Origin of the sequence: Enterococcus sp. DIV0421, assembly GCF_051713745.1 — a bacterium.
Taxonomy (GTDB): Bacteria; Bacillota; Bacilli; order Lactobacillales; family Enterococcaceae; genus Enterococcus_D; species Enterococcus_D casseliflavus.
On the sequence record NZ_JBIOQM010000001.1, the window covers coordinates 2,142,004 to 2,167,392 of the forward strand.

23 protein-coding genes and 1 pseudogene are annotated in these 25,389 nt (G+C 40.9%); 17 read left to right on the forward strand and 7 right to left on the reverse strand.

Going from position 1 to position 25,389, the window contains the following annotated elements:
- Positions 1 to 187: 187 nt before the first annotated feature.
- From IGI96_RS10310 to IGI96_RS10325, 4 genes are all read left to right on the forward strand, one after another.
- Positions 188 to 907 carry an ABC transporter ATP-binding protein gene (locus IGI96_RS10310; RefSeq protein ID WP_086339107.1) on the forward strand — a complete coding sequence of 240 codons (720 nt, stop codon included), beginning with the start codon at positions 188 to 190 and terminating at the stop codon, positions 905 to 907.
- Positions 904 to 1,644, forward strand: a complete 741-nt coding sequence (locus tag IGI96_RS10315) for an ABC transporter permease (RefSeq protein ID WP_016609706.1) — start codon at positions 904 to 906, stop codon at positions 1,642 to 1,644. Before IGI96_RS10310 ends, IGI96_RS10315 begins: the two co-directional genes overlap by 4 nt.
- Positions 1,645 to 1,665: 21 nt before the next feature.
- Entirely contained in the window at positions 1,666 to 2,499 is an 834-nt protein-coding gene (locus tag IGI96_RS10320; RefSeq protein ID WP_086339108.1) for a MerR family transcriptional regulator, read from the forward strand.
- A 388-nt stretch (positions 2,500 to 2,887) separates the two neighbouring features.
- Positions 2,888 to 3,730 carry a class I SAM-dependent methyltransferase gene (locus IGI96_RS10325; protein WP_086339109.1) on the forward strand — a complete coding sequence of 281 codons (843 nt, stop codon included), beginning with the start codon at positions 2,888 to 2,890 and terminating at the stop codon, positions 3,728 to 3,730.
- A 123-nt stretch (positions 3,731 to 3,853) separates the two neighbouring features.
- On the opposite strand, the gene IGI96_RS10330 is transcribed toward IGI96_RS10325, so the two are convergent.
- From IGI96_RS10330 to IGI96_RS10340, 3 genes are all read right to left on the reverse strand, one after another.
- On the reverse strand, positions 3,854 to 4,315 hold the full coding sequence (locus tag IGI96_RS10330) for a GNAT family N-acetyltransferase (RefSeq protein ID WP_034868779.1): 462 nt from the start codon (positions 4,313 to 4,315) through the stop codon (positions 3,854 to 3,856).
- 99 nt (positions 4,316 to 4,414) lie between these two features.
- Positions 4,415 to 4,933 (reverse strand): helicase, encoded by a 519-nt coding sequence (locus IGI96_RS10335; RefSeq protein WP_086339110.1) that lies wholly within the window; start codon positions 4,931 to 4,933, stop codon positions 4,415 to 4,417.
- 40 nt (positions 4,934 to 4,973) lie between these two features.
- A complete protein-coding gene (locus IGI96_RS10340) occupies positions 4,974 to 5,882 on the reverse strand; it encodes a helix-turn-helix transcriptional regulator (protein ID WP_015508973.1) in 909 nt (302 codons plus the stop codon).
- A gap of 93 nt (positions 5,883 to 5,975) precedes the next feature.
- Here IGI96_RS10340 and IGI96_RS10345 point away from each other — a divergent pair, with 93 nt between their 5' ends.
- The 4 genes from IGI96_RS10345 to IGI96_RS10360 all read left to right on the forward strand — a co-directional run bounded on the left by IGI96_RS10345 (position 5,976) and on the right by IGI96_RS10360 (position 10,874).
- On the forward strand, positions 5,976 to 6,404 hold the full coding sequence (locus tag IGI96_RS10345) for an effector binding domain-containing protein (RefSeq protein ID WP_015508974.1): 429 nt from the start codon (positions 5,976 to 5,978) through the stop codon (positions 6,402 to 6,404).
- Positions 6,405 to 6,419: 15 nt separating this feature from the next.
- A complete protein-coding gene (locus IGI96_RS10350) occupies positions 6,420 to 6,932 on the forward strand; it encodes a ClbS/DfsB family four-helix bundle protein (protein WP_015508975.1) in 513 nt (170 codons plus the stop codon).
- 422 nt (positions 6,933 to 7,354) lie between these two features.
- The gene (locus IGI96_RS10355; protein ID WP_086293993.1) at positions 7,355 to 9,718 is read left to right on the forward strand and encodes an HAD-IC family P-type ATPase; all 2,364 of its coding nucleotides are present in this window, start codon (positions 7,355 to 7,357) and stop codon (positions 9,716 to 9,718) included.
- A 229-nt stretch (positions 9,719 to 9,947) separates the two neighbouring features.
- A complete protein-coding gene (locus IGI96_RS10360; RefSeq protein ID WP_176324019.1) occupies positions 9,948 to 10,874 on the forward strand; it encodes a LacI family DNA-binding transcriptional regulator in 927 nt (308 codons plus the stop codon).
- Between the two features lie 414 nt (positions 10,875 to 11,288).
- Here the strand turns inward: IGI96_RS10360 and IGI96_RS10365 are convergent, their stop codons facing one another.
- Positions 11,289 to 11,477, reverse strand: coding sequence for a hypothetical protein (locus IGI96_RS10365; RefSeq protein ID WP_005227564.1), 189 nt, complete (start codon positions 11,475 to 11,477; stop codon positions 11,289 to 11,291).
- 603 nt (positions 11,478 to 12,080) lie between these two features.
- Positions 12,081 to 14,828, reverse strand: a complete 2,748-nt coding sequence (locus tag IGI96_RS10370) for a sigma 54-interacting transcriptional regulator (protein ID WP_086339111.1) — start codon at positions 14,826 to 14,828, stop codon at positions 12,081 to 12,083.
- A 252-nt stretch (positions 14,829 to 15,080) separates the two neighbouring features.
- On the opposite strand from IGI96_RS10370, the gene IGI96_RS10375 reads away from it, so the two are divergent.
- The 9 genes and pseudogenes from IGI96_RS10375 to IGI96_RS10415 all read left to right on the forward strand — a co-directional run bounded on the left by IGI96_RS10375 (position 15,081) and on the right by IGI96_RS10415 (position 23,488).
- Complete coding sequence (locus tag IGI96_RS10375) at positions 15,081 to 15,521, forward strand: PTS sugar transporter subunit IIA (protein WP_086339112.1); 441 nt, start codon at positions 15,081 to 15,083, stop codon at positions 15,519 to 15,521.
- A 1-nt stretch (position 15,522) separates the two neighbouring features.
- On the forward strand, positions 15,523 to 16,005 hold the full coding sequence (locus tag IGI96_RS10380; RefSeq protein WP_086339113.1) for a PTS system mannose/fructose/N-acetylgalactosamine-transporter subunit IIB: 483 nt from the start codon (positions 15,523 to 15,525) through the stop codon (positions 16,003 to 16,005).
- 2 nt (positions 16,006 to 16,007) lie between these two features.
- Positions 16,008 to 16,781, forward strand: a complete 774-nt coding sequence (locus IGI96_RS10385; protein WP_086339114.1) for a PTS mannose/fructose/sorbose/N-acetylgalactosamine transporter subunit IIC — start codon at positions 16,008 to 16,010, stop codon at positions 16,779 to 16,781.
- Positions 16,778 to 17,602 carry a PTS system mannose/fructose/sorbose family transporter subunit IID gene (locus IGI96_RS10390; protein ID WP_074536577.1) on the forward strand — a complete coding sequence of 275 codons (825 nt, stop codon included), beginning with the start codon at positions 16,778 to 16,780 and terminating at the stop codon, positions 17,600 to 17,602. Before IGI96_RS10385 ends, IGI96_RS10390 begins: the two co-directional genes overlap by 4 nt.
- A gap of 48 nt (positions 17,603 to 17,650) precedes the next feature.
- The gene (locus IGI96_RS10395; protein WP_086339115.1) at positions 17,651 to 20,233 is read left to right on the forward strand and encodes a family 78 glycoside hydrolase catalytic domain; all 2,583 of its coding nucleotides are present in this window, start codon (positions 17,651 to 17,653) and stop codon (positions 20,231 to 20,233) included.
- A 203-nt stretch (positions 20,234 to 20,436) separates the two neighbouring features.
- Positions 20,437 to 20,961, forward strand: a pseudogene (locus IGI96_RS10400) (hypothetical protein).
- 231 nt (positions 20,962 to 21,192) lie between these two features.
- Complete coding sequence (locus IGI96_RS10405; RefSeq protein ID WP_086339116.1) at positions 21,193 to 22,500, forward strand: DUF3440 domain-containing protein; 1,308 nt, start codon at positions 21,193 to 21,195, stop codon at positions 22,498 to 22,500.
- A gap of 36 nt (positions 22,501 to 22,536) precedes the next feature.
- Positions 22,537 to 23,028, forward strand: a complete 492-nt coding sequence (locus IGI96_RS10410) for a hypothetical protein (RefSeq protein WP_074934567.1) — start codon at positions 22,537 to 22,539, stop codon at positions 23,026 to 23,028.
- Positions 22,955 to 23,488, forward strand: a complete 534-nt coding sequence (locus IGI96_RS10415) for an IbrB-like domain-containing protein (protein ID WP_005227576.1) — start codon at positions 22,955 to 22,957, stop codon at positions 23,486 to 23,488. Before IGI96_RS10410 ends, IGI96_RS10415 begins: the two co-directional genes overlap by 74 nt.
- 63 nt (positions 23,489 to 23,551) lie before the next feature.
- On the opposite strand, the gene IGI96_RS10420 is transcribed toward IGI96_RS10415, so the two are convergent.
- Both IGI96_RS10420 and IGI96_RS10425 read right to left on the reverse strand, forming a co-directional pair.
- Entirely contained in the window at positions 23,552 to 23,704 is a 153-nt protein-coding gene (locus IGI96_RS10420; protein ID WP_010748814.1) for a hypothetical protein, read from the reverse strand.
- A 490-nt stretch (positions 23,705 to 24,194) separates the two neighbouring features.
- Positions 24,195 to 25,070, reverse strand: coding sequence for a LysR family transcriptional regulator (locus tag IGI96_RS10425; protein WP_016609730.1), 876 nt, complete (start codon positions 25,068 to 25,070; stop codon positions 24,195 to 24,197).
- Between the last annotated feature and the right edge of the window lie 319 nt (positions 25,071 to 25,389).

Below are 25,389 nucleotides of genomic sequence, written 5' to 3' on the forward strand. Positions count from 1 at the left end.
AAATTAAAAATAGTTAATTGTGATTTAAATAGTGTGGCTCTATCGAACAAAAAGAAAAAGCCGCTTTTAGCTAACCAATGAGTATGGGGTTATGAGTATGGGGTTGTTCGTCATGAAAAAAGGCAAGTAGGCTATTGACTCTCCCTCAAGAGGAGACAGTATGCTTTAGTAGAAAGGGGCGATTGCTGTGGAAAAAATGATTGAGGTTGCCGAGCTATCTAAGAAAATCAACGGTAGGAAAATTATTGATCAACTTACCTTCACCGTAAAAAAAGGCGAGGTGTTCGGCTTATTAGGACCAAATGGAGCAGGAAAAACATCAACGATTGAAACAATTTTAGGTATCAAAACACCAGAGGAAGGTTCTGTCAAAATTCTCGGATCAGATCCTCAAAAAAAGCGACGTGAGGTATTTGAAAAAGTGGGGGTACAGCTTCAATCTTCAAGTTATCAGAACAATATTCGCGTCGGAGAATTGTGCAAAGAGATGACGCTCTTGTATCGACAGCCTCAAGACTATCAAGAGCTTTTGCGTTTGTTTCAGCTGGAACCATTCGAATCGCACTTCATCGACAAACTTTCTGGTGGGGAAAAACAAAAGCTTTCAATTGTACTCGCGTTGATCCCGAATCCCGAGGTGATTTTTTTGGATGAATTGACAACGGGACTGGATACAAAAGCACGGAGAAGTGTCTGGCAAACGCTCCTCAAACTAAAAGAAGCACAAATGACGATTCTATTGACGACCCACTATATGGAGGAGGCGGAGATTCTTTGTGATCGGCTATGCATCATCGCTCATGGGCGCAAGGTAGTTGAAGGCAGCACGAAGGAGCTATTAAAACAAAGCGGTCAGCAAAAACTTGAAGAGGCATATCTTTGGTTTGTAGGGGAGGAGATAGAATGAGCAAAGTAATGAAACTAGCAAAAATTGAAGGAAAGTTAGCGTTGCGAGGAATTGATGGGATCGTCTTTGGTATTGGCATGCCGCTGGTCGTCCTGTTTTTGACGAATATGATCGGTGGAGAGAAAGTGATTGGTGCTACTTCATATACATTTCAAGAGGGCAGTTTTGCTTCATTGCTGGTGGTGGGGATTTGCGCAACAGCCTTTATGGGGATTCCGTTAACTATCTGTGATTATCGAGACAAAAAGATTTTGAAACACTTTTTTGTTACCCCAGCTTCTCCAGTTCATCTGATTGCGGCTCAAGTGGTAGTAGCTGCAGCGACTGCACTACTCTCAGCGATAGGTGTCGCATTCGTGTCGGTGGTATTTCTCGACTATCAAATGAAAGGCAGCTGGATAGTATTGATAGCTAGCTATTTTTTCGTTATGATTGCCATGTATAGCCTAGGACTATTGATTGCTAGTTTGTGTAAAAATATAAAGATTGCCAATCTCGTATGCACAGTGGTTTATTTTCCCATGTTGTTTCTTTCTGGGGCAGTGATTCCCTTTGAGCTCTTTCCAGAAGGTGTACAAAAAGTCGCTAATGTTCTGCCATTGACACAAGGCGTTAAATTGTTAAAGAGTGTGAGTCTCGATCAACCAATCGGTGACCCTCGATTCATTCTTTTTCTATTGACAGTGGTGACGATCATAGGATTTGGTTTGGCAGTTAAGCTTTTCCGTTGGGAATAACAGGAAACGGAGGAAAGAGTTATGACACAAGAATGTGAAAAAACACCAGATAAGCTGTATCGAATCGGCATGTTTTCTAAAATGAATCAAGTGACGATAAAAACACTGCGTTATTATGATGAGGTGGGGCTGCTTAAGCCCCATTTTATCGATCCAGATAATGGGTATCGCTATTATATCTCTAGTCAGTTGGCACCATTGCATCGGTTATTAGCTTTACGCAGAATGGGGTATAACATCGATGAAATCAAACAAGTGCAAGCAGGAGAAAGCGAAAGGCGAATACTGCATCGCAAGAGACAGCAATTGATGAGAGAGATCACGGAACGGATGGCGATGCTCACGCAGATCGAAGGGTATTTGCAACAGGAAGAAGCCAATTACCAAATGATCGTGAAACGTTTGCCAGCGGTTATCGTCGCTTCAATGAGAATGGTCGTGCCAAGCTTCGATCGATTGTTTTCTATGATCCCAGAAATGGGGCTGAAGATGGAAACAGCTGGTTGCATCTGCGCATTGCCCGAATATTGTTTTACTATCTATCATGACAACGAGTACAAAGAAGAAAACATTGATGTGGAAGTTTGCGAAGCGGTCACAGAAATGAAAGATAATCAAGGAAATTTGACCTTCAAGCAGATAGAAGAAGTACCAGAGGCAGTTTGCACGGTCCATAAAGGAGCCTATACTGAGTTTCCGAAAGCCTATGCTGCGGTGATCCAGTTTGCTGAAAATAACGGTTATCGAATCACAGGGCCTTTTCGTGAAAGCTATATTGATGGTATTTGGAATAAAGAAAGTGAAGAGGAATGGCTGACTGAGATCCAGCTTCCTGTTGAAAAAATCAGCAGGTGAAGGGAAGTAAACATTCAGCGTTCTTGCAAAATTTCTACTCCGTAAGGCGTGAATTTCGGCAAGACCATCGTTTAATCGAGTGTCTACAGTCAATTCCCATTGACAAATCGACTGGCGCCTTCTAAACTAAAGGCAGAAAAACAAGAGAAAAAGGTGATGTCTCCGGCCTATCTGCTGTTATTCCTTCGTTAACAGGGGTAGGACTGGAAAAGAGTAAATAAAATCAATTTCATAGGCAAAAAATTGACTGCATGCAGTTTTATTTGAAGTGCCTATCATTGATTTTATTTTACTCTTCGCTTTTTGATCTTCATCGCTTGAAGATTGACCGCAGAGTAAAATCTGCGGTCTTTTTTGTTTTTCAATTATTTTGAAAGGGGAAAAGAAGATGTACCAAGAATTGAGAAAGGCAATCGAGCGGCCACCGCTCTATAAAAAAATGGCAGAGGCGTTTTGGGACGATGCGTATATTTCCAAGCAAATGTTAAAGGCTCATTTGGATCCTGATTTTGAGGGAGCGAGTAGAAAGGCTGACTTTATCGACGAATCCGTTCGCTGGATCAGTCGCATTGTTTCACCAGAAAAACAGACGCAACTTCTTGATATCGGCTGCGGACCAGGGATCTATGCGGAAAAATTTGTAGCGCTGGGCTATCAAGTGACAGGCGTTGATTACTCCAGAAGGTCCATCGCCTATGCGAGAGATTCCGCGAGTAAGCAGCAATTAAACATTACCTATCTATTTGATAATTATTTGGAGATGGCATTGCCTCAGCAGTTTGACTTTATTACCTTGATTTATTGCGATTATGGAGCCTTAAATCCAGAGGAACGAAAACTGCTGCTAAATAATGTGCTGGCGCATCTAAAACCGGGTGGCAAATTTTTGTTCGATGTATTTACGATTGCCCAGTTTTTAACGCTTGATGAAGAACAGACCTGGGAAAGTCATGAATCAGCAGGGTTTTGGCGGGGCGATCCTCATCTTGTGCTGAATCAACGATGGAAATATCCTGATCACGTCTTGCTGGAGCAAACAACGATTTTAGCAGAAACTGAGCTCACCAATTATTATTTATGGACGACCTATTTTACAAAAGATGCATTGCTGAAGGAAGTTCAGGCTGTAGGCTTTGATATCTGTGAGGTATTTGGCGATGTTAAAGGCAGTCATTATAGCGAAGAAGGTTCAACAATGGCGATACTACTGAAAAAACCACGCACTCAGTGAAAGAGTGGTTTTTATGTAAATAGAAGCAAAAAGAAACGACGATTTTTCGTCGTTTCTTTTTGTTTGGGTCGGAACTGATCGATCAATTCTTTCGTACTAATGATCGGGCATATTCAACACCACTCATTCAGCAAACCGTCGAACCATCGTAATATCTGTTTCCAAATAGCCCATTTTTTTGTATAGCTGATACGCAGACTGATTATGGGCAAAAACGTGCAAGCCGATTTCAATGATGCCTTGCTGGATCGCCCACTTTTCCAAAGCCTGTAACGCTTTGGTGCCATAGCCTTTTCCTCGCTGGTCTTCCTCGATGATAAAGTCATAGATGAAGGCTTTCTGGGCAGCTGTGTTGACCCAAATCACCCCGATCGGTTCACTAAAATCAGCTGCAAATAAAGAAAACAAGTGATTGTTTTCGGTGGCAGTCCCTTGAGGAAGCAGGGAAGCAAAGCTTTCTTTGGCTAGGGCGAGGGCCTCGTCTTTGGCCCATGTGCCTGCTTGGACTTTGTCATTGGCGTATTCGAAAACTGCATTGGTTAAGTAAGCAGCATAGTCGCTGTCTTTCATTGGGATTAAGTTCATCTGTTTCTCCTTTTGTCCTTTTCGGCTCTTCTTAACCTACAGAATGATTGTAGGCAATGAGAAACAAGGACATTTGATATGAAACGGTTTGTTTCCCCTTCAGTTGAGACGCTCTGACAGCGGGTCTCGTCGTTGAAACAAAAACAGGTCATCCGGTGCAAACTGGTGTCGTGCATCGCAAGTATAGCCTCGTAGCCAGTCAACCCCATCGATGCGGCGAACGTAGAATCCTTTGGGGAAATCGTCGGTTTTTTCCAAAGGCACAGAAGCGATCGTGATTGCGGCAGCTGGCGCTTTTCCTTGGGATTTCAGTCCGGTACTATTTGCCAGTTGGCGATAGCTAAGACGAAAGTGTAAGGCCATTTCCAAGGTACAACAAGTCAATCCATAAGAAGGCGCAGCTGCAAAAATCTCCGTCAAAGAGCCGCCTTGGGGGAGTCCCAGTTCTTTAAGGGGAACAATCACACAAGCAGCACGCTGTTTATCGGCACTGAGGGAGAGCTGGGGATGGTGCAAGAGCTGGTTGGCATACGCGTTTAAGTGAATCTGATTTTCTTCCAACTGCTGGCAAAGGCGGTTTAGCGAAACCCCGCCATACTGTACGATCACTTTTTTCAAATCAAACACTCCTTTCAATAGGGATCCTTTTTATGAAAAATCAGTTTACACCCTCGTTCTTGGACAAATTGGCATAAATCGCAGCAACTTCTTCTTGGTAACGATTCTTTAGTCGAGGGGGACTTAAAATGCGTAGGCTTTTTCCAAAAGAGAACAAATAGGGCACTACCCAGCTTTCCTCGGGCAAATCAACGGTAACCACAGCAGTGCCTTCCTCCGTCAAAGTAATATCCTGATGATCGAACTCATCATATACCCGATAAAGAACGTCGGCTTGAAAGAATAGACGCGCAGGATAGGTGTCAACAGTCAACTCAATGGCAGAATCAGGCGCAGTGACTGGGAAAAAATGCTGGTCAGTGACGTGGACTTGACTCATGCGGCTGATTTTAAATGTCCGAAAGGCATTCTTTTGCTGGTCGAAGGCTTGCAGATACCAAGCTTGCGAGCGAAAAAGCAGTTTATAAGGCTGGCAGATGCGTTTTTGCAGTCCCTGTTTACTGATATAGTCAAAGGTGATCACGTGGTTTGTTAAAATACTCTTTTTTAATAAATCAAACGTGTCGTTGCCGTTTTCTCGCCGATGCCAAGTGGAAAAATCCACTTCTAGCCAATCAGCATCGGGCTGCTTAAACAAGGATTGCAGTTTTGCCAGCGATTGCCCACTGATCTGTGGCGTCAGCTGGCGAATCCCTTTCAACGCCAAAAGCAGGTTTTTCCGTTCTTCCTCTGATAATAACACTTTATCCAACACAAAACTGCTTAACAGATAAACGCCGCCATTTCGACCCGTTTCGGTATAGATGGGCACGCCAATACTGCTTAGGGTATTGATATCTCTGGTGATGGTGCGAGTCGAGACTTCAAATTGTTTGGCTAATTCAGAAGTGGTTGCTTTTTCATGATTCAACAGGTGGTAGATAAGGCCGAATAGGCGTGTCGTGCTCACTTGGTTTACTCCTTTTATAAAAAGATGATAAAACACTGACACAAGGTGTCTAGGTTTCTATCGTATCATAAAGACAAAGAAGGAGGAACTCCAATGAAATTTTCGATAATGGCAACGGAAAGAACCAATAATTTTACTGATCCAGCGATTCAAGCAAAAATCACTGGCTTATGGGAGAAAAACAGCGAGGCGGTCAAGAAAGCCGCAGAAAAAGGAACGGTCATCGCTTGCGTTTACCACGAGTATGAGTCAAACTATCAAGGAGACTATGCCGTTTCGCTTTGTTTCGAAGAAACGGAGCAAGCAGACTTTGATACAGAAAAATATACTTGGAAAAAGTATCCGATCGATCGGCGCGATGCGCAGGGCATTTTGACTACTTGGCGTCAAATCTGGTCTGAGGAAGAAAACCAGCAGCTGCAGCGCAGGTATTCCTTTGATTTTGAACAGTATGCGCCAGACGGCGAAGTAACGATTTTTATCGCCATTGCTGAAAGCGACAAAGAGCAGCTATTTTCCTGAATAGGAGGACAAACAATGAGGCAGTATGAAAGCAAAGCAGCGCTGATCCAAGAGATCACAGAACGTTACCAAAAATTTCGCCAAGAATTTGATGAAATTCCTGAAGCCTTGCGAAATCAACGGATAGCAAGTGTCGACAAGACCCCTTCAGAAAACTTGTCTTACCAAATCGGCTGGGTCAGTTTGTTATTGTCATGGGAAGCACAGGAACAGCAAGGGATGAGCGTTCACACACCTGCTGAAGGGTACAAATGGAACAACCTTGGCGGATTGTATCAATCTTTTTATCAGACATACGGCAGTTTGACCTTAGCACAGCAACAAGAGCTCTTAGACCAAAAAGTGACGGCCCTTTGCCAGTGGATCGAGGGTTTATCCGATCAGGAATTGTTTGAAGCAAGGCAGCGGGATTGGGCAACCACCAAAGCACAGTGGCCAGTCTATAAATGGATCCATATCAATACAGTAGCACCCTTTACCAATTTCCGAACGAAAATCCGAAAATGGAAAAAGGAAGCACTGCATTGATCAATAAAAGAAGCAAGCTGGTTGAGCGTTTTTTAGCAACTGAGGGAACAGCTAACTTAAAGAATTGTTAAACAGTTGATCTGTGAAGATCAGCTGTTTTTTTGTTTTGTGTCATCGCAAGAAATCACCTGGAAAGTCTATGCTAGCTTATTGTCTAGTCGGTTCAGGTTAAGAAATAAACTGTTATTTTAATTCCTAAAGTGACGCGAAGGTGACAAAAATGAAACGCCAATTCGTAAAAGGGTATGCTATATTTTAAACAGTACTTGTTTTTTTACAGAAAAAAAGCGAGGAGTCGATGGCGTATCTTACGCAATCGACGCCAATTGATTTTATAGAAAAAACACAAAACCATTCCCAAGTCTGATGCAAGTTTGCTGAATATTCAGCAAAATAAAAGTAAATGACTAAGAATAGAAAGGGTGAGGATCATCGAAAACAACCAAACCATTGGCTTGACGTCAGGAGAAGTCAAGGCACGGGTGCAACGCGGTCAAGTCAATAAGACAAAAAAGGATACGACGAATACGTACCCGAAAATACTTTTTACCAATATCTTTACCTTTTTCAATTTGATCAACTGTGTCCTATTCTTTCTCGTCTGTTTGACGGGTTCTTATCAAAACGGCTTGTTCGTCTTTGTTGTCTTCAGCAATGTGATCATCAATCTCTTTCAAGAAGTTCGTTCCAAACGAACGCTGGATAAGCTGGCATTGCTAAAAGTTGCCAAAGCCGATGTTTATCGGGATGGCAAGCTGGAGAACTTGCCGATCCACAAACTCGTAATGGATGATGTGTTACGACTGAAAAGCGGGGATCAAGTGCCGACGGATGCCAAAGTCATTCAAGGATCTTTAGAAGTCAATGAATCCTTGCTGACTGGTGAAATGGATACGATCTACAAGCAGCCAGCAGACGAGTTGTTTTCTGGCAGTTTTATCACTGCTGGCGAAGCGTTATGCCAAGTGATCCACGTAGGCGCTGACAACTATATCGCAAAAATCAACAAAGAAGCCAAAACCATCAAACGACAAAAATACTTGATCCAAGGCAGTTTAAACAAAATCATTCGTTGGATCAGTCTGATTTTGGTCCCATTATGTACCCTCTTGTTCGTTAAACAGTTCTATTTCTCTCATGCAACTTTCAATACTGCCATCTTACGGACGGTGGCGGCAGCTGTGGGAATGTTCCCCGAAGGTTTGTTTTTATTGACGAGTGTCACGTTGACCATCAGTGCTGTCTATCTGGCGCGCAAAAAAGTGATGGTGCAGGAATTGAACTGCATTGATGCCTTGGCACGGGTCGATGTTCTTTGCTTAGATAAAACGGGCACGATCACCGAAGGCAAGATGACGGTGGAAAAGACGATTTCCTTTCATTCAGAAACACCGTTGGCAGAAATCACTGGTAACTTAATGGCGCAGCTGCCCGATCAGAATCCAACGGCAATGGCGCTGCGAACCTTTTTCCCAGAAAAAACGACGTACCAGATGCAGCAAGTCGTCCCTTTTTCATCAGATCGTAAATTCAGTTGCGTCACGTTTGAAGGACAAGGCACTTATTTTATCGGAGCTGCGTCGATTTTACTGGGAACCAACCATGAAGCTGTCTTAAAACAGGAAAGGCAGCTGGCAGAAGAAGGCTACCGAGTGATCGTTTTGGCTCACAGTACGCAAGGCTATGAGGAGGCAGGACTGCCGACGGATATTGAACCGCTGGGCTTTTATTTACTGTCAGACACGATTCGTGAAGATGCCAAGGAAACCTTGGAGTATTTTCGTTCACAGGCAATCCAATGCAAGATCATCTCTGGCGATGATCCAGTGACAGTCAGTCAAATCGCGAAAAAAGTCAATCTACCAGGGGCTGCTGATTTTATCGATGTGTCAAAATTAACTGCGACCGAATTAAAAGAAGCTGTCAGCAACTATCAGATTTTTGGTCGAGTGACGCCGCAACAAAAGAAAGAAATGGTGCTCTACTTGAAAGAACAAGGGCATACCGTCGCAATGACTGGCGATGGCGTCAACGATGTTTTGGCGCTGAAAGAAGCCGACTGCTCGATCGCAATGGCTTCTGGTGTTGATGCTGCGCGTCAAGTGTCAAATCTGGTTCTTTTGGAAAATCAATTTGATGCTTTGCCATCGGTCATGGATGAAGGCCGCCGAGTGATCAATAACATTACCCGCTCAGGTTCATTGGTGCTAGTGCAAGTCTTATTTTCCATCATGATCACCATGGGGACGTTGTTATCAGGAACGACCTATCCTTTTGAGCCGATCCAATTAACGATCATTAATGCCTGCTTTGTCGGCATTCCGACCTTCTTTTTAAACTTTGAACCAGACTTCAATCGGATCAAAGGGGACTTTATGACGACGATTTTCAAAAATGCTTTTCCAACAGCCTTGACGATTACGGTAGGAACTTTGCTGATCATCAACTTTGGTTATTGGTTCAACAGCAGCAGTAAAGCTCTATCGATCATGAGCATTATTTTTACTGCTTGGAACTATCGCTTGATCCAGAAAAAAGTCTATCCAGCGATCAACAGCTATCGAACGATGATTTTTTTCAGCACTCAGATCTTGTACTTTGCTGCTTTGATCGTCGGTCGCGACCTCTTTAACCTAGGCAATACCAGCTATCTCAACCTCATTCTCTTGATTGCCTTGTTGAATTTTTCCGCCTACATGCAACGCTTTGCGGATAAGGGCATCGAGCTGCTGATGCGAAGATATACGAAGAAACGTAAAAGTTTATCAAAAGAAATGATTCAGTAAATAATAGAAAAACTGATTGCTTAAGCAGCGTTTGCAGCCTGCTAGGCAGTCAGTTTTTGATTTTAAATAAATTTCTTTTCAAGGAGTCTAACTAAGTCTTGCTATGAAACTCGTTTCATACCGTACAATCAATCAAGAGACCTTTTCAGAAAATTGTCGAAAGTGGAACAACTAATTTTCTATGGTAGACTTAGGTCACGAGCAAAACAATCAGATAGGAATGAAAGAAATGGCAACGATTCGCGATATAGCAAAAATTACTGGTTTTTCGATCACGACGGTCTCTCGTGTGATCAATGGCCATCCTTATGTTGATGAGCAAAAGCGAGCAGCGATTTTGGCGGTGATCGAAGAACTGGATTACAAACCGAATAAAATCGCCCAAAAACTTAGCTCGGGGAAAACCTATAATATTGGAGTCATCGTACCGTTTGTCAATCACGCCTTCTTTGATGGAATTTTAAATGGCATCATGGAAGAAGCCTTTGCCCAAAAATACAAGGTGACGTTGCTTCCGACCAATTTTGATCGGAAGCTGGAGCTAGAATATCTAGAAGAATTCGCTGCAAAGGGATTTGACGGCTTGATCGTCATCACCCGCGCAAATCATATCGAGACATTTTATCCCTACATGGAAAAAGGACCGATTGTTTTTTGTGAAAATTCGACCGGTACTGCCGTTCCTTTCGTTGCGATCGACTTGGTCGGCTCTGTGACAGCCAGTATCAAGTATTTGAAAGAACAAGGTGTAAAACGCTTGGGACTGACGCTCGGGCGTAGCAAACGCCTCAGCTGCAATTCAGTCAACACGATTGCAAAAGCCAAGGAGCTGTTTCCTAATTTTTCTGAAGCAGATATTTATTGGGATTGTATCAAAGCACAAGATGGGATTCCCGCAGCTGCATTTTTTAAGGAACGAGGAATCGATGGGGTGATCACAAATGGGGACGAGATCGCAGCGATGATCTTAAATCAATACTCCCACGGGACAGCACCCATCGTGATTGGGCAAGAAAACCTGCTCATCAGTCATATGCTGCACTTTTCTTCCGTTGAGTTTCATCTGGATCAATGCGGCAAAGAAGCCTTTCGCTTGTTTCAAGAAAGAAAACAAGAGCAGATCATTCTGCCTTACGAACTTATTATTCGTGAATAATCATCGTTATAAAAAAACCCACCTTTTCGTCGAGAGGTGGGTTTTTGCCTGCTTTTTAAAGGGAATTTGAGGAAGGAAAATAAAAAAATAAAGAAAAAATCAATTTTGAATGCTTGCTTTTCACAGAGTAAAGGGCTACCATTGGTCTGTGGCTTTTTCGCCACAAAAATAGGAAACGTACCAGACAAGAGTACTTGGGGAAGATTCTCTTGGGGGAAGCCTGATACGTTTCCTTTTGTTCATTCTAACACTATTTATATATAAAGTAGAGAGATATTGAGTAGATAAATAAAAATACTACTGTAATTGATGAATAGGAAAAAGGCAATCTCACAGACGAGTATCTCTGGAGCGATTTCCTACAACATGCTGGATGGCAAATTGCTCCATCATGTTTTGATTAATTACAAAGCATCAACTAACTAATTGTGTTGCACCCACTAGAAAATTACATAATTTCGCAACACCTGTTTCAGCTGTTTCTTTGATTAGAACAGTCGCAGTATTTTCGTAAACATGAATCACACTAACTTCTTGTAAACCGGTAAAGCCAATAACATTTGCCTGATAGTTTTGACCAGGGAACACTTGGTATTTTTCCATGTTTTTATCTCCTTCATTAATCTTATTTCAAAAGAATAATAATTAAAATTTAAGAAAAAGTAAAGTGAAACGATTTTTCATTCAAAAACTCGGCCTTTCGGCTATTTATTCGAGTGGAAATCAACTTTTTCTGTAATTTTTCATTTGGGTTTTCAATAAATATACGATGGCTAGTTGAATATTATTCAATGGATCGTACCAATTTACCGAGCAATCGACTACAAAGTTGAGGGAAAGAAAGCTGGAAATTTCCAGCTATATTGTTTGTTTTGTCCCGTCTTCACGCTTATAATAAAGGTAGGAAGAACGACCGGCGTTACCACTTCCTAATTCAATTGAAAAGGGCGTGCAAGTTATGGAAAACGTATACCGAAATAACTTTGTCAAGAGAACGGTTCAACTGATGTTTGCACCAAAAAAAATCAGAAAACGTCCACCCGAACAATGGATCAAAATGCCTACCGACCGAGGTATTCGGAGAAAGGACGCGTGATCCAGCATCTCGCAGCTATGCGTGAAATAGTTTTTGAAGAATGTAGAAAACAAAGGCAAACCTGTTTGTAGGTTTGCCTTTTTTATTTTACCAAGTAGTGATGGCGTTCATTATTTTTCCAAAATGATATCCAATAGGAAATAACATTCATCGTCAGAAATCGTGATCATAAACTGTTTTTCAATTTCTGTTAGTGCCGTTTTGATTGATCTTAATGTAGTTTCATCATGTTTGTTTGTATCGGGATAAGCCAATTCATTCCCTTTTAGTAACAAACGTTCAATCAAATAAGCCGTATGGACCAATGTGTTTAAGATGATCGAATTGGAAAAAGTCATGCCAAAAGCTGTTTCTAATTGGACGACCAAAGACTTTAAAGTGTCTTTTAGTTTAAAACCCGAAAGCAAGTAGAGGTATTTGTCTACGGATTCGATCCCCATGTCAATGACGATATCACGTGTGTAAAGCTCTGACGTAGCAGTTTGCTCTTTTTTTAATACACCACCAGCAAGTTTGATTAGCTTGTGCAGACCATTGTTTAAGATGATTTCTTGCAAGGAGATGAAAGGGATAAAGGCAATTTTAGGATCTAATGTACCGACCATTGCGAGAATTTCGTAATCGTTATGTTTATCAATGAATTCGGTGACGGATCGTGCATCATTGCCACTGATCGGTTTGATATCCACGTCGTAAATACCGAAATTCTGAAAGCTGCTCTTTAAATTTGTTTCTAAAAATTTGGCAGTTCCTTCACCAGTACGGCAAACAGTATAAATGACTTTTCGCTTTTTGATACCAAAGTATTGATTGATTTTTTGCTGAATACCGTGGCTTCTTTTTTTCTCCAAATCAGCCAGTGACATTGCGGTCAAAGCCAGTTCCATTGAAAGTAATTCTTTGTTTTTTGCGGCTTCAAGCAGTAACAGAGTATCGATTCGTTCAAGAATAAATAAGTTCTTACCGGTTTCTTCTTTGATTTGTCCTTCAATCCCAGTCATGGAGCCCATATCGACAAACAATAAACAGTTTTCATAGTCTAGTTCCACAATCAATTGCTTGATTTTATCATAGACTTCTTTTGGGGCAGCCTGAAGTGGCATATCAATCGGTACTATAATCTCTTTACCTAAAAGCTGATTGATCGTATGGCTTAATTCAGTCGCCACTCGGTCACCATGTGCACAAACGAGTATACCAAAATCGCTAGTTTGTTTTTCGTTGTTTTTTATCGATGTAATTATTTCCGATAGAACAAGAATGTCATCTTCAGAGAAGAAGAGTGAATATTGGTTTTCTAGCTTTCGTATGATCCTTCTCAGTGCATTCGTCACTTTTTTATCAGCGATTTTTTTGCTCAGATCCAAAGTCGGTGCTTTTCCTTCTGCAGAGCGACTGTACATGTACAAAGCAAAGGCAGTACTGATAGTGTCACTTATGATAATGTCACATTCTTCATACAAAATATCGGAAACGATCAACATGATATTTTTTATGTCTTCATTCAAAAGGAAAGTGAACTGTTCGTTCATCAGCCGTTGCTTAGCGATTTTTTGACTGTAATCATTAAATGCTTTGGTGATTGAGTAGCCGTCTTTCTTTTCTTGGAAAAATTCCAGAAAATCATAGTCACCTTCAATAGGTTCATGCAAGAAAGATTCACTCCCGAAAATAAAAGCTTCTCGGTCGATCAATGTGTTGATGATCTTTTTTTCTTTTTGAGTGGTCGAAATAAAAGCAGACATGACTGAAGGTGGGAAGAACTCTTGGGTAATCAAGACTTTTTCAGCCTGTGTCTTTTTCTTTTCTAAAAGCCCTCGGGCTACGGACAGCTGGATATCGCTTTTCAGTTGTCCGATGTTTCCAATTGGCGTGTAGGTCAATAAGGAGGCAACGGCTTTTCCATCAACAGTGATCTGAGCGTTGATTTTTTTACTTTCACGGTCATAGAGATGAAAAATAAGTTCCAGGCGTTCTGAAAGATCACGATTGTTCAAACTAGGCATCTGAATGGAAACTGGAATACGTCGTTTAAAGGTATCCAACAAAACAGAATTAGGTGGTTCAGTAGTGGCAATGATCAAGAGTGCAGACGCATACGTTTTATCTTGCGTTTCTCCTAGTTTATAGTAACTGCCTTTATCAATATATTGGAATAGCATCTCTTGACCTTCAGGAGGCAATCGATGGACTTCATCAAGGAATAATACACCGTTATCTGCAATCTCAATCAAGCCTTTTTTATCTGCTTCAGCCCCAGTATAAGCGCCTTTCTTACTTCCAAATAGCTGTCCCAGTAGCAGTTGCGGGTTGGTGGAATAATCCGCACAATTTAAGGTGACAAACTGTGCTTCTTGAGAAAACACCCCTTCTTTTTTACCATGCTCGTACATTTTTTCAGCCAGTAGGCTTTTTCCAGTTCCTGATTCACCCAAGATCATCGTATGTAATCCTCTCGGAGGATAATTGATTGCGGCTTCGGCTAATTGAATAACGGGTGCTAAGCTTTTATGAGCACCAATCAGTGTCTCGAATGGTCGGTCTGATGATTTACTTTTTGACAAAGCGACGATCTCCTCAATGCTAGAAATCGTTTGCAATGGAATATATCGCAAAGAAAAGAGCTTCTCAAGGCTACGCTTGCAGAGAAAACGAGTAGGTTTTCCTGTGATTTTGATCAGTTTGTCTTCTTTTACTAATGCATTTAGATCAGCCGAGACATTGTTTCGCATCAGTCCTAATTGCTTTGCCACAAACATTGCGGTGATTCCAACATCAGGTTGTTTTACTAAATCTGATCGCGTCAAATCGGCGGTTACTTCTAAACAAAAAGCATATATTTTATCTATTCGTTTCATCAATCGTTCACCTCATGTCTAACTATACCGATAATCTTCGTAAAAGCAATACTCCTTCCTAAAGGGATGTGTCTCTCATGCATTGTTGGATCGTCTCATGTGTATTGAAGCGTATCGCAGCGAAACATTTTTATAAAAGTGAACAATTATGTGTATGGGATGTGTCTTATTATCTGTGGGAAAGCCTATTATTTCAGTAAATAAAAAAGTTGGCACGCAAATTGCATAAAGAAAAGTGAAAGGAGCGAGGATATGGAAAACAAAATAGGCGTCTTATTAGCAAGCCATGGGAAATTTGCTCAAGAGGCATTGAACAGCTTGAAAATGATTTTGGGAACGGTAGAAAATATCGAAGCAGTAGCTTTAGAACCAGGTACTGATCTTTCTGGATTTGTCGAGGTGATGGAGGCAAAGATCGAGAAATTAAATACCGAGGACGGTTTGCTGATTTTAAGTGATATTTATGGCGGCACTCCTAGTAATGCTGCAGCAATTATTTTATTAAATCATCAACAGGAAAACTTTATCGCCTATTCTGGATTGAATTTAGCGGTCTTATTGGAGATTGCTAATAATCGTAATCAGTCATTTGTGAAGTTCGAAGATAGTATAAAGCAAGTGCTGCCGTTGATTTTTAAGAAAATCGAAGTGGCACCACTAGAAGCAACGGCAAAAGAAGAGGAGGAATTATAAAGTGGCTATTGAACTAGTTAGAATCGATGATCGGTTGATCCATGGACAGGTAGTGACGACTTGGGTCAAACAGAAAAAAATTGAGCAAATTTTGATTGTTAATGATGATATTGTAAATGACCCTGTTCAAAAATCAGTTTTTGACATGATGGCACCGCAGGATGTTTTAGTGAAAACATTTGGTATAGATAAGTTTATCGAGGTCTACCACAAGACGACGATCAAACGTAGAACGTTGATTCTGCTGACCAATTCGATTGATGCACTCAGTCTTTGTACAGGAGAAGTTGCCTTTGATACGTTGAATGTTGGTGGGATGAAAAACAAACCGGGCAGAAAGCAATATACCAAAGCTGTTTCTTTATCCGAAGATGAATTGAAAGCCCTTCAACTTATACAAAAAAAAGGAGTCGCTGTAGAAATTCAGATGATTCCTTCGGATAAAATCATCACCTTAAAAGAGATTGAAAGGAGTGAAAAATAATCATGTTGATACAGTGTTTAATGTTGGCGATTTGGGCAGGGATTTGTACGGTTGATGAAAGAACCTTATGGACAGGTACCCCGAAAGCAATCCTAGCAGGATCTGTTGCAGGTCTGATTATGGGGGATGTAACGACAGGGTTAGTGATCAGTGGAACGTTGCAGATGATGTGGCTTGCTAATGCGGCGATTGGGGCTTATGTACCACCGAATGAAGCGACAGGTGCAATCATTGGGGTGGCAATTGCAAGTATGACTGGAGGAGGCTTGGCTACAGGTTTAGCAGTTGCTGTTCCTACGGCATTGTTGTGTCAGCAAATTATTATGTTGACGAATACAGTCAATATTTTCTTCCTCCATCAAGCGGATAAAGCCGTTGAAACGGGTGATTTTGACAAAGTAGCACGCTATAACTATTTGGGGATTCCGTTGAGTTTTGTTGCTGGAGCGGTACCGGTCTTTTTGGCATCATACTTTGGTGGACCAGCGGTGGAATCTGTTCTTGATTTCATACCGGAGCAAGTGTTTGACGGCTTGACTGTCGCAGCGGGGATTATTCCTGTTGTGGGGATGGGAATGCTACTTATGATGATGATGGGGAAAAACATGTGGATCTTTTTGCTATTGGGCTTTGTTTTCTCCGCTTATTTAGGGTTAGGGACCATTGCCATCTCATTGATTGGGATTAGTTTAGCAGCGTTGTACGACTTGATTATCAATAAAAATGAAAAAGAAGCAGTCAATGTAGAAAGAAGTGAGGGGGACTATGATCTATGACGAACAAAGTACAACAAGATGACGTGATCAAATCAGAACTAAGAAAATCATTTTTTCGATCAAATTTGTTGATGGCGACAAGCAACTTCGAGCGGATGCAGGCATTAGGTGCATATTATTCGATCGTTCCAACGTTGAAACGGCTATACGGGGATAAGCCTAAAGAGGAACGTGTGGCAGCGATTCGTCGGCATCTGGAATTTTTCAACACTAACCCATATGTTTATGGTCCTATTTTAGGGATTACAATGGCGATGGAAGAACAGACACCGGAGACCCAAAAGGAGTCAGTTATTGCGGTTAGAACGGGACTGATGGGTCCGTTTGCCGGGTTAGGGGATAGTTTGTTAGCAATGACTGTTGTTCCGATTTATATGAGTATTGCATCAGGGTTAGCGATTGAAGGCAATCCAATTGGTCCGATCTTATTCTTTGTTTTATTCTCCTTAACTATTTGGCCCATCAAATACAAAGGATTGATGCTTGGTTATGAAAAAGGCTCGGCTCTTTTAACGGGGAAAGACGGCAACAACATTTTGAGACGTCTTTCAACAATGGGGAATGTCGTAGGTATGATGGTCGTGGGCTCGTTGATCGTCACAACCGTTCGAATCAACACTGCAATTGAATACACAGTAGGAGAATCAACGATCAATGTTCAAGAAATGCTTGATGGCATCATGCCGAACTTGTTTCCATTCCTGTTGACTATCGGAATTTACTATCTTCTAAAGAGAAAGAGTGCAAAAAATGCCGTTCGCATTATTATTGCTATCATGGTTGCTGGGGTAGCACTTTCTCTGCTAGGAATTTTGGCATAATCAACAACGGCTGCTAGTGAATGTCAGCAGTAAGAGAGGGAAGGTTCTATGGAAACAATGCGTGTCAACGGCAAAGAAAATAACTGGTCGGTGGATCTTGAACAGCCGATTAAAATTGATTGGGCAGCACTTGATATCGACTTACAAAACGCAGAACTGATCATCTATCACGAAAACAAACAGATATATCGATCAGCCGTAGGTAGTGACGAAGTGTTTCGATACTTAAAATTGTCCATATGTGGTAAAAAACGGAAAAAATTTGTTGTTCAGCTTCTGGATTTGTCAGAAGAGACCGCTGAGTCAATAGTAAGAGCGGCGACAGTGTTTTATTCAGCTAATGGACAATTAGAAACAGCTTCTTGGATCACACGCTTAGATGATCCGATTGAAAAAGAACATACCTTTTATCGTCCACGAGGCAATATCTGTTTTGAAAGACAACTGGTGATCAAGAATAAACAGGCAGATACCTTTTTAGATATCGCAGGGCTTGGGTATTATGACGTTTATATTAATAACAAGAAAATCAATGATTATTTTTTAAATTCTGATGTAACCAATTATTCGGCTTGTGTATATTACGACACGTATAAAATCAACGATTTTTTACATCAGGGTCAAAATCTAATTCAAGTGTTTTTAGGAAATGGTTGGTATACAGCAGCCCCATTGAAACTTTTAGGGAAATACAATATGCGTCATCGTCTAGCAGTCGGCAAACCGATGATGATTTGCCAAGTAAGTCAATATCAAAATGGAACGATTACTGAGTGCTTATGCTCTGATAGCAGTTGGCAAGCATCGGCGACAAATCTCGTGTTTGATAATCTTTATATAGGGGAAATAAGAGATTTTAGCGGTCGCTTCATGGCTGCACACGAATGCCGAAAAGTTGACTTGACGACAGTTGAAATACCTGGTCCCGGTGGAATACTTACTCCTAGTTTTATTGAGAAAATCAAACGAGAATCTGGACTTACACCCAAATCGATTGTGAAACAGGACAATCATTACTTGATCGATTTCGGTCGGATTATTTCGGGTCAAATCAGATTGGCTGTTAGGGCAGATAACCAGCAGATTTGTATCGAATATGCCGAAAAAATAACCGAATCGAATGAATTGGACTATTCTACAACGACAACCAGTACGTATGGGGTAGATGATCCTGAGATGAAGATTGCTGCGGAAGATCCTGTGATTCAAAAGGATCAATTTACGACAAGTGTGGGTGTGACTATTTTCGAGAATCAGTTTACGTATCATTCTTTTCGTTATGTTTCCATCTATGAAAAAAGAGGTGCTTCTTTCGAGATCGAGAAAATCGAAGCATTTCCGACTTATACAGAAATGAGTCAAATCACAACATTCGATTCTTCAGATGAATCATTGAATCAGCTTTTTGAGGCACATGTTCAGACGAAAAAAAACAATATCCATTCCTATTATGAAGATTGCGCGCGGGAACGTTTAGGTTATGGTGGGGATATCGCAGCCTTGTTGGAGTCACAGCTTACGTTATTTGATTCCGAAAATCTGCTGAGAAAAGTATTGGCTGATTTTCTCTACGACCAGACGATAATCGGTGGAATCACGCAAACAGCACCTTATATGGGGATTCAGACCTATGGACCAAGTGATAAAGCTGGGTCTTTGGGATGGCAGTTGGTCTTACCAGAAATAGCGATCAAATTGATCAAATATTATGGGACTCACTTCTTAACAACGCCTATTCGAGATGGGTTGAAACAGCACTTGAATTACTTGCTAAGCTTTAGTTATGACTATATCAAGCAATGCTGCCTTGGCGATTGGGGTGCTTTAGAGACTAAGATAATCAACGGTAAAGAAACACCACCTGATCGAGAATTTTGTTCTGCTGCAATGTACTTGATTTTATTGAAGAAGTATCGATTATTGTCGCCTAAATTAGCCTTATCATCGGAACAAAATGAACAGCTGAATGAAAGAATCGCTCAATCGGAGGCGCAGATCAATGAGGAGTTCAAAAATCCTGATGGTACTTTTCAAAGTGGCAGCCACTCTTCGTCCGTCTTTGCATTAAAAGCTGGTTTAGTAAAAGATGAAGTTGTGTTTATCGAACGTTTGGCAGCTCAGATTCAAGCAGCGGATTCGCTTATTACTTGCGGTATTTTTGGCATGGCATGGTCATATGAAATTTTTTCAGATCAACCACAGTTGATTTATCGTTGGTTAACTAGAAAAAAACACCCGAGCTTTTTCAATATGATTCAGCAAAACAGGGGTGTATTGAGCGAATACTTTGAAGCGATGCCGGGTTCTTCGCTGAACCATGCAATGTTCTCATCATATGGCAGCTGGTTTGTCACAAATCTACTAGGACTGAAAGTAACAGAGGACAGTGAAGGTACTGACTGCTTGTTCTTCTCCCCTTATGTGCCAGAGGATTTACATTTTGTTAAGGGAAGCTATCGATCCATACATGGGATGATCACCACTTCTTGGCAAAAATCCGAGAAGATTGTCACTTGTCAGCTTAAAGTACCTAAAGCAATAAAAGTGATATTTAGCGCACAAGTTCAAGTTCACCAAAAAGATTGTTGTGAGCAGGGAGATCAATACGTTTTGACGATTGCTCGAAGCTAATCCGAAAAGATAAAACGTAATAAAGTAAAAACGATCAGAGAATGATTCTGATCGTTTTTATTTTTCACATGAATAATAGGAGGAATACCAGAAAGAGGGGAAGAAGCATTTAGGTAGTCTTTTTCGTACTTGAATTCTGTTAAAATACATATATAGGTTCAAACATGAAAAATAATCTTATAATTTTTAAAGAAGGTGAAAGCATGGACTACCAAGAAATCGCGCGTCATTTTCAGACAACATCGTTTGATCCCCAACCGTTTGTGCAAACGGCGATCGATGATCGAAAGGTAAGAGAGAGGCTAGTGGAGAATATCGTTGATGGTCAAAATCATATCAATGAGTATTTTAATAGTTATTTGATCATTAAAGAAGTAGCCGTTAAAAACCCTTAGCTGATTTATGATGAATGGGAACGGATCTGGGCATTGCATACCCATAAAAACTCCTATCATCGGTGGATCGCTCATGATTTGATCACTCAACTTTTGGTGATTGATCATGAAGACAAGTTTGAAGGGATCAAGCAAGAGTATGTACTGCTGCCTAAAGGAGAAAAAATTAGTAATTTCTTGAAGATGACTGAAAACATCCAGGAAGCCAGTCGATACAAAGACCTTCAGCAAGAGATTCAGCGTTTACTTGCGGATCAAGAATGGCTGTCCCACTTCAATGAAAAACAAGTGAAGCGTATTGAAAAAGTCCTTCAAACCCTTTTGGCTGAATGAATCAAGAAAAGCAATAAAACTTGTTTCAGAAGGAATTTTTCTACTATTTTTCTTGATTACTAGGAATAGTAGTGAGCAATGAGGAACACATTGCAATGATAGCTAACAATTATTTGCATGTATCGAATGCAAAATCTCCCTTAAGTCCTTGTAAGAAGCTAAGTGAAACTTTATACTAGAATGTAATACTTATTCAAAAAAAGGACAAATAAAATGAGGACATGAGCTTTTATGAAGAAATATTGTAAGGATAATGTGCTGGAAGCGGCGATGACGCGCCTGGAATATATTTTTGATACCTTTCCCCATGTTTATTTCTCTTTCAGTGGTGGAAAAGATAGCGGTGCCATGATTCAGTTGGCTGACCAAGTCGCCCGACAAAAAAAGAAAACTTTTGATCTGCTGATTTTAGATATCGAGGCAAATTATGATGCTACGAGAACGTTCATGGAAAAAATCAAAGCGTTACCAAGTATCAATCAGACCTTCCACTTCTGTTTGCCCTTTTACGAGGACAACAATACCAGCGTCTTTCAGCCACAATGGCTGATGTGGGATGAACAAGAACATGAGAAGTGGGTGCAGCCGATGCCAAAAGATGCGATTTCACTTGCTGATTTAGATGAATCATTGATGGAAATCTATCAGAGTGCAAATATGAACCCTGATAAGTTCTTACGAAACTTTGCTCATTGGTACGCAAGCTATCATCAGTTTGAGCCGGTTGCTTGTGGTGTGGGGATACGAACCCAGGAAAGTCTGTATCGGTATCGATCGATCACATCGCCAAAGTATAACTTTCGGAAGCAATGCTGGATCAAACGGCAAGTAGCAGATTCAATGGTCGTTAATTTTTACCCCATCTATGATTGGAAGACCGAAGATGTGTGGGGAGCCTATGCCCATTTTGACTGGCCGATCAATGGCTTTTATGAAAAATTATATGATCATGGCGTTCCGATCCATCAAATGCGGATCTGTCAGCCTTACGGTATGCAGCAACGAAAAGGCTTGTACCAATATGCTTTGGTGGAACCGGAAACGTGGGAACGCGTCGTAAATCGTGTGTCAGGAGCCAATTTTGGTCGCTTGTATGCCCAGACGGGATTATTGGCGCATTACAATACGAGAAAGCCCAGTCATATGACTTGGCAAGAGTATGCGGTCTTTTTACTGGAATCAATTGGACTTTATTCAAAGAAATTACAGGATCATTATTACCGCAAAATCACGATTTTGATTGATCATTATCGAGAAAAGCACGGGATCGAAGTGGAAGATATACCCGATGTGACCAAACGTAAGGACTGGCTGAAAAACGAAGTACTCTGGCATGACTGGAAAGGGATCGCTCGTGCGTTAGAAAAAAATGATTTTTCTTTGAGTACGCGACAATATAGTTTGACGAAAAAAGATGAGTCTGAATTGTATGAGTTGGCGGTCGATTTTGGGGCGGCTTTGGGGATCGAGCATTTACCCAAGTATCAGTTAAAAAAATTGAATGCCAAATACGAGTATTTAACGAAAAAAATCACCTAACGATGGACGAGTGCGTCCTTAGAGAGGAAGGGTTTTGTGAACGAACGATTGGTTTTATTTTTTCCACCGTATAAGAAAAGCCAATTCTATCAATTGATGGGGGCTTTTTTTGCAGAACGGGTGTATCAGCAGCAATTTCCGTACTTAGTCAATGATGAGAACTGCTACTGGTACGTGATTCTTGATGACGAAAAACGGGTGACTGCTTTTTCTTATTATGAAAAAGGCGCCAACAAAGTGGAGCTAGGGGAATTTTATGAAAAAAATCCAGCCGCTCAATTTAAAAAGTTTCTTTTACGGAAAATGTTGGTGGATATCAGCCGCAACTACCCAGAAGCAGAGATTCTCGCTTCTAGTAACCAGCCTAGTGAAATTGCCCTTTTGGAATCAAAAGGGTTTGCGGTCTATCGCCAAACAAAAAATTATTCATTTCTAAAAAGGAGTGTAGTCCCTCATGAGCGATATCGATTTTCCAGTGTTAGCGGCGAAGCTGATCCCAGTCAGCAAGATTCACGCGAATACGTATAATCCCAACACCGTGGCTGCTCCAGAAATGGATTTACTGGAACTGTCGATTCGAGAAGATGGCTTTACGCAGCCATTGGTTTGTTACCACGATAAGGAGCAAGACAAGTATATTTTGATCGATGGGTTTCATCGGTACATCGTAGCAAAAGACCGCTTGGAATTGCCAAGTGTTCCGGTCACGGTGATCGATAAGCCTTTTGAGAATCGCATCGCTTCAACGATTCGCCACAATCGAGCACGTGGTACCCATGGCATCGAGAAGATGGGAAACATCGTGCAGCAGTTGGTGGCTAACGAGTGGTCGGATGAACGAATTGCCAAGGAATTGGGGATGGACCGCGAAGAGGTCTTTCGCTTTAAGCAGCGTTCAGGTTTAAAAAGTGCCTTTTCTAACCATGAATTCAGCAAATCTTGGATTGAGTTTGAAAAAAGATACTACAAAGGCAAAAAAGAGACCTGAGAGGTTGAAAAAACCATTGAAAAAACTATCTAAAAAAGCTATCTATTAGAAGATAGCGATTCGTTAATAATTCTTTTTAAATTTTGAATAGGTGTTTTTTACAACGATAACGATCAAATTGACTACCATCGACAAGCAAAGCGTCCCTAAGAGAATAGCTAGGATCACACCTAATGCGTCTCTTAAAAAGCTGAAGATCGCTTCAATGATAAACATGGTTTTTCCTCCTTTTCTCATCGTCTATTTTTTCTGACAATTGCAAAAACAGCTTCCTTGAGCAATAACTACCCAAAGACTTTGCCCTGCGGGGTACAAGCCTCAGTTTCTTGAGAACTCGTCGCTTCAAAATTGAGTATACTTTGTAAATGATGAAAAAACGTTTCTATTTTTTACAATCGGAGAAAAAATCGGAAATGTTAAGAATAACGACATCTTTTCTGATTTTTCTTCGGTTTACATGAATAATCGTATCAGGTTGCATAAAAAAAGTAAAATGATAACAAAAAATCGAATCGAGAGAAAAGATACCATCTCATAACTTTATAACCGTAAGCGAATTCAAAAAACCTGCTGCACCAAGTCTTTAATACGTAAAGACTTGGTGCAGCTCTTTTGTTTCCCGCTGTGACGAAGTTTACAAAATGACTGACATTATTTTTCTGGAAAAAGCATCATTGCATAAAAATCAATGCGGATTAAAACCGTTTTATAACAAAGATAGTAAACGCATTTTTAGCTCGACGACAAAATTTTTTGTGATGCTGGGAGAAAGCATCAGTGGATGTTTTGACAATAAGCCGATCGACATGTGGGGATGAGGCAAAGGAAGCGAGACGATTTTTACTCGAGCATGAGTTTGCTCAATGATGGAACGAGGGATCAGACTGCAGTATCCAGTTCGTTCGATCAAGTAAGGAATCGTACTGATATTGCTGACAGACTCCCAATGGATCGAAGGAACCTGATTGTCAAGATAGCTTTCAATTTTTGTGCGAGCTGGACAATCAGACTTGGAACGATAGAGATGGCTCCCTTCAAGGTCGGCTAGCTTATTGATGATTAATGGGTTTGAGATTGAGGTAATGCAGCAAAGCTCTTCTTGAAACAATTCCTCGTAGGCAAAATGTTTCTCGTGAGGAAGTGAGCATAAGGCGAAATCAATTCGGTTTTCATTTAGTGCATTGGCTAATTCCAGTGTTGAGCCCACGATGATCTCGAAGTTTATTTTTGGATAGTGCTGCGAAAAATCGTGAAGCAGTGCAGGCAAAACCAAAATGTCATACGGTTGAAGGATGCCCATCCGCAACGAATACTCGACCGTATGGGAAGCATTGATCAACTGTTCTTTGACCCGCTCCCAGTGAGCAATCAGTTCGGGTACTTCCTGTTTCAACAATTCGCCTTCCAAGGTCAATACATTGCTTTTTCCTTCCAAAAATAACGCTACTTCTAATTCATCTTCTAACTTTTTGATATGGTTCGTAACGGTCGACTGGGCATAGTTTAGTTTGGCGGCAGCTCTAGTAAACGTACCTTCCTCGACGATTGTTTTGAAGGATTGCAGCTCCTTGATAAAATCCACGTTTGTTCCCCTCTCTTTTTACCTATTATACAAAAAAGGAGCGGGGAGAAAATTTCTTTTTTTTCTAGTAAATAAAAAAATTAGATACAAAAGTTATTTAAAACATGCAGTCTGTTATGACCGTATGTTTCTTTGCTTTTAAAATAACGAATTTCACATTTGTGGCTAAGGATATCCGCTAAAATTTCATTTATTAAAAAATCCACGAAGCAGGCCAACTTTTCAGGGATTACGAACAGCACATAAAAACAAGACAGGGGCTTTCTCCGCTGCGCTTGAATGGAAAAGCGTTTATTAGGAGAGGAATCTTGCAAAAAAG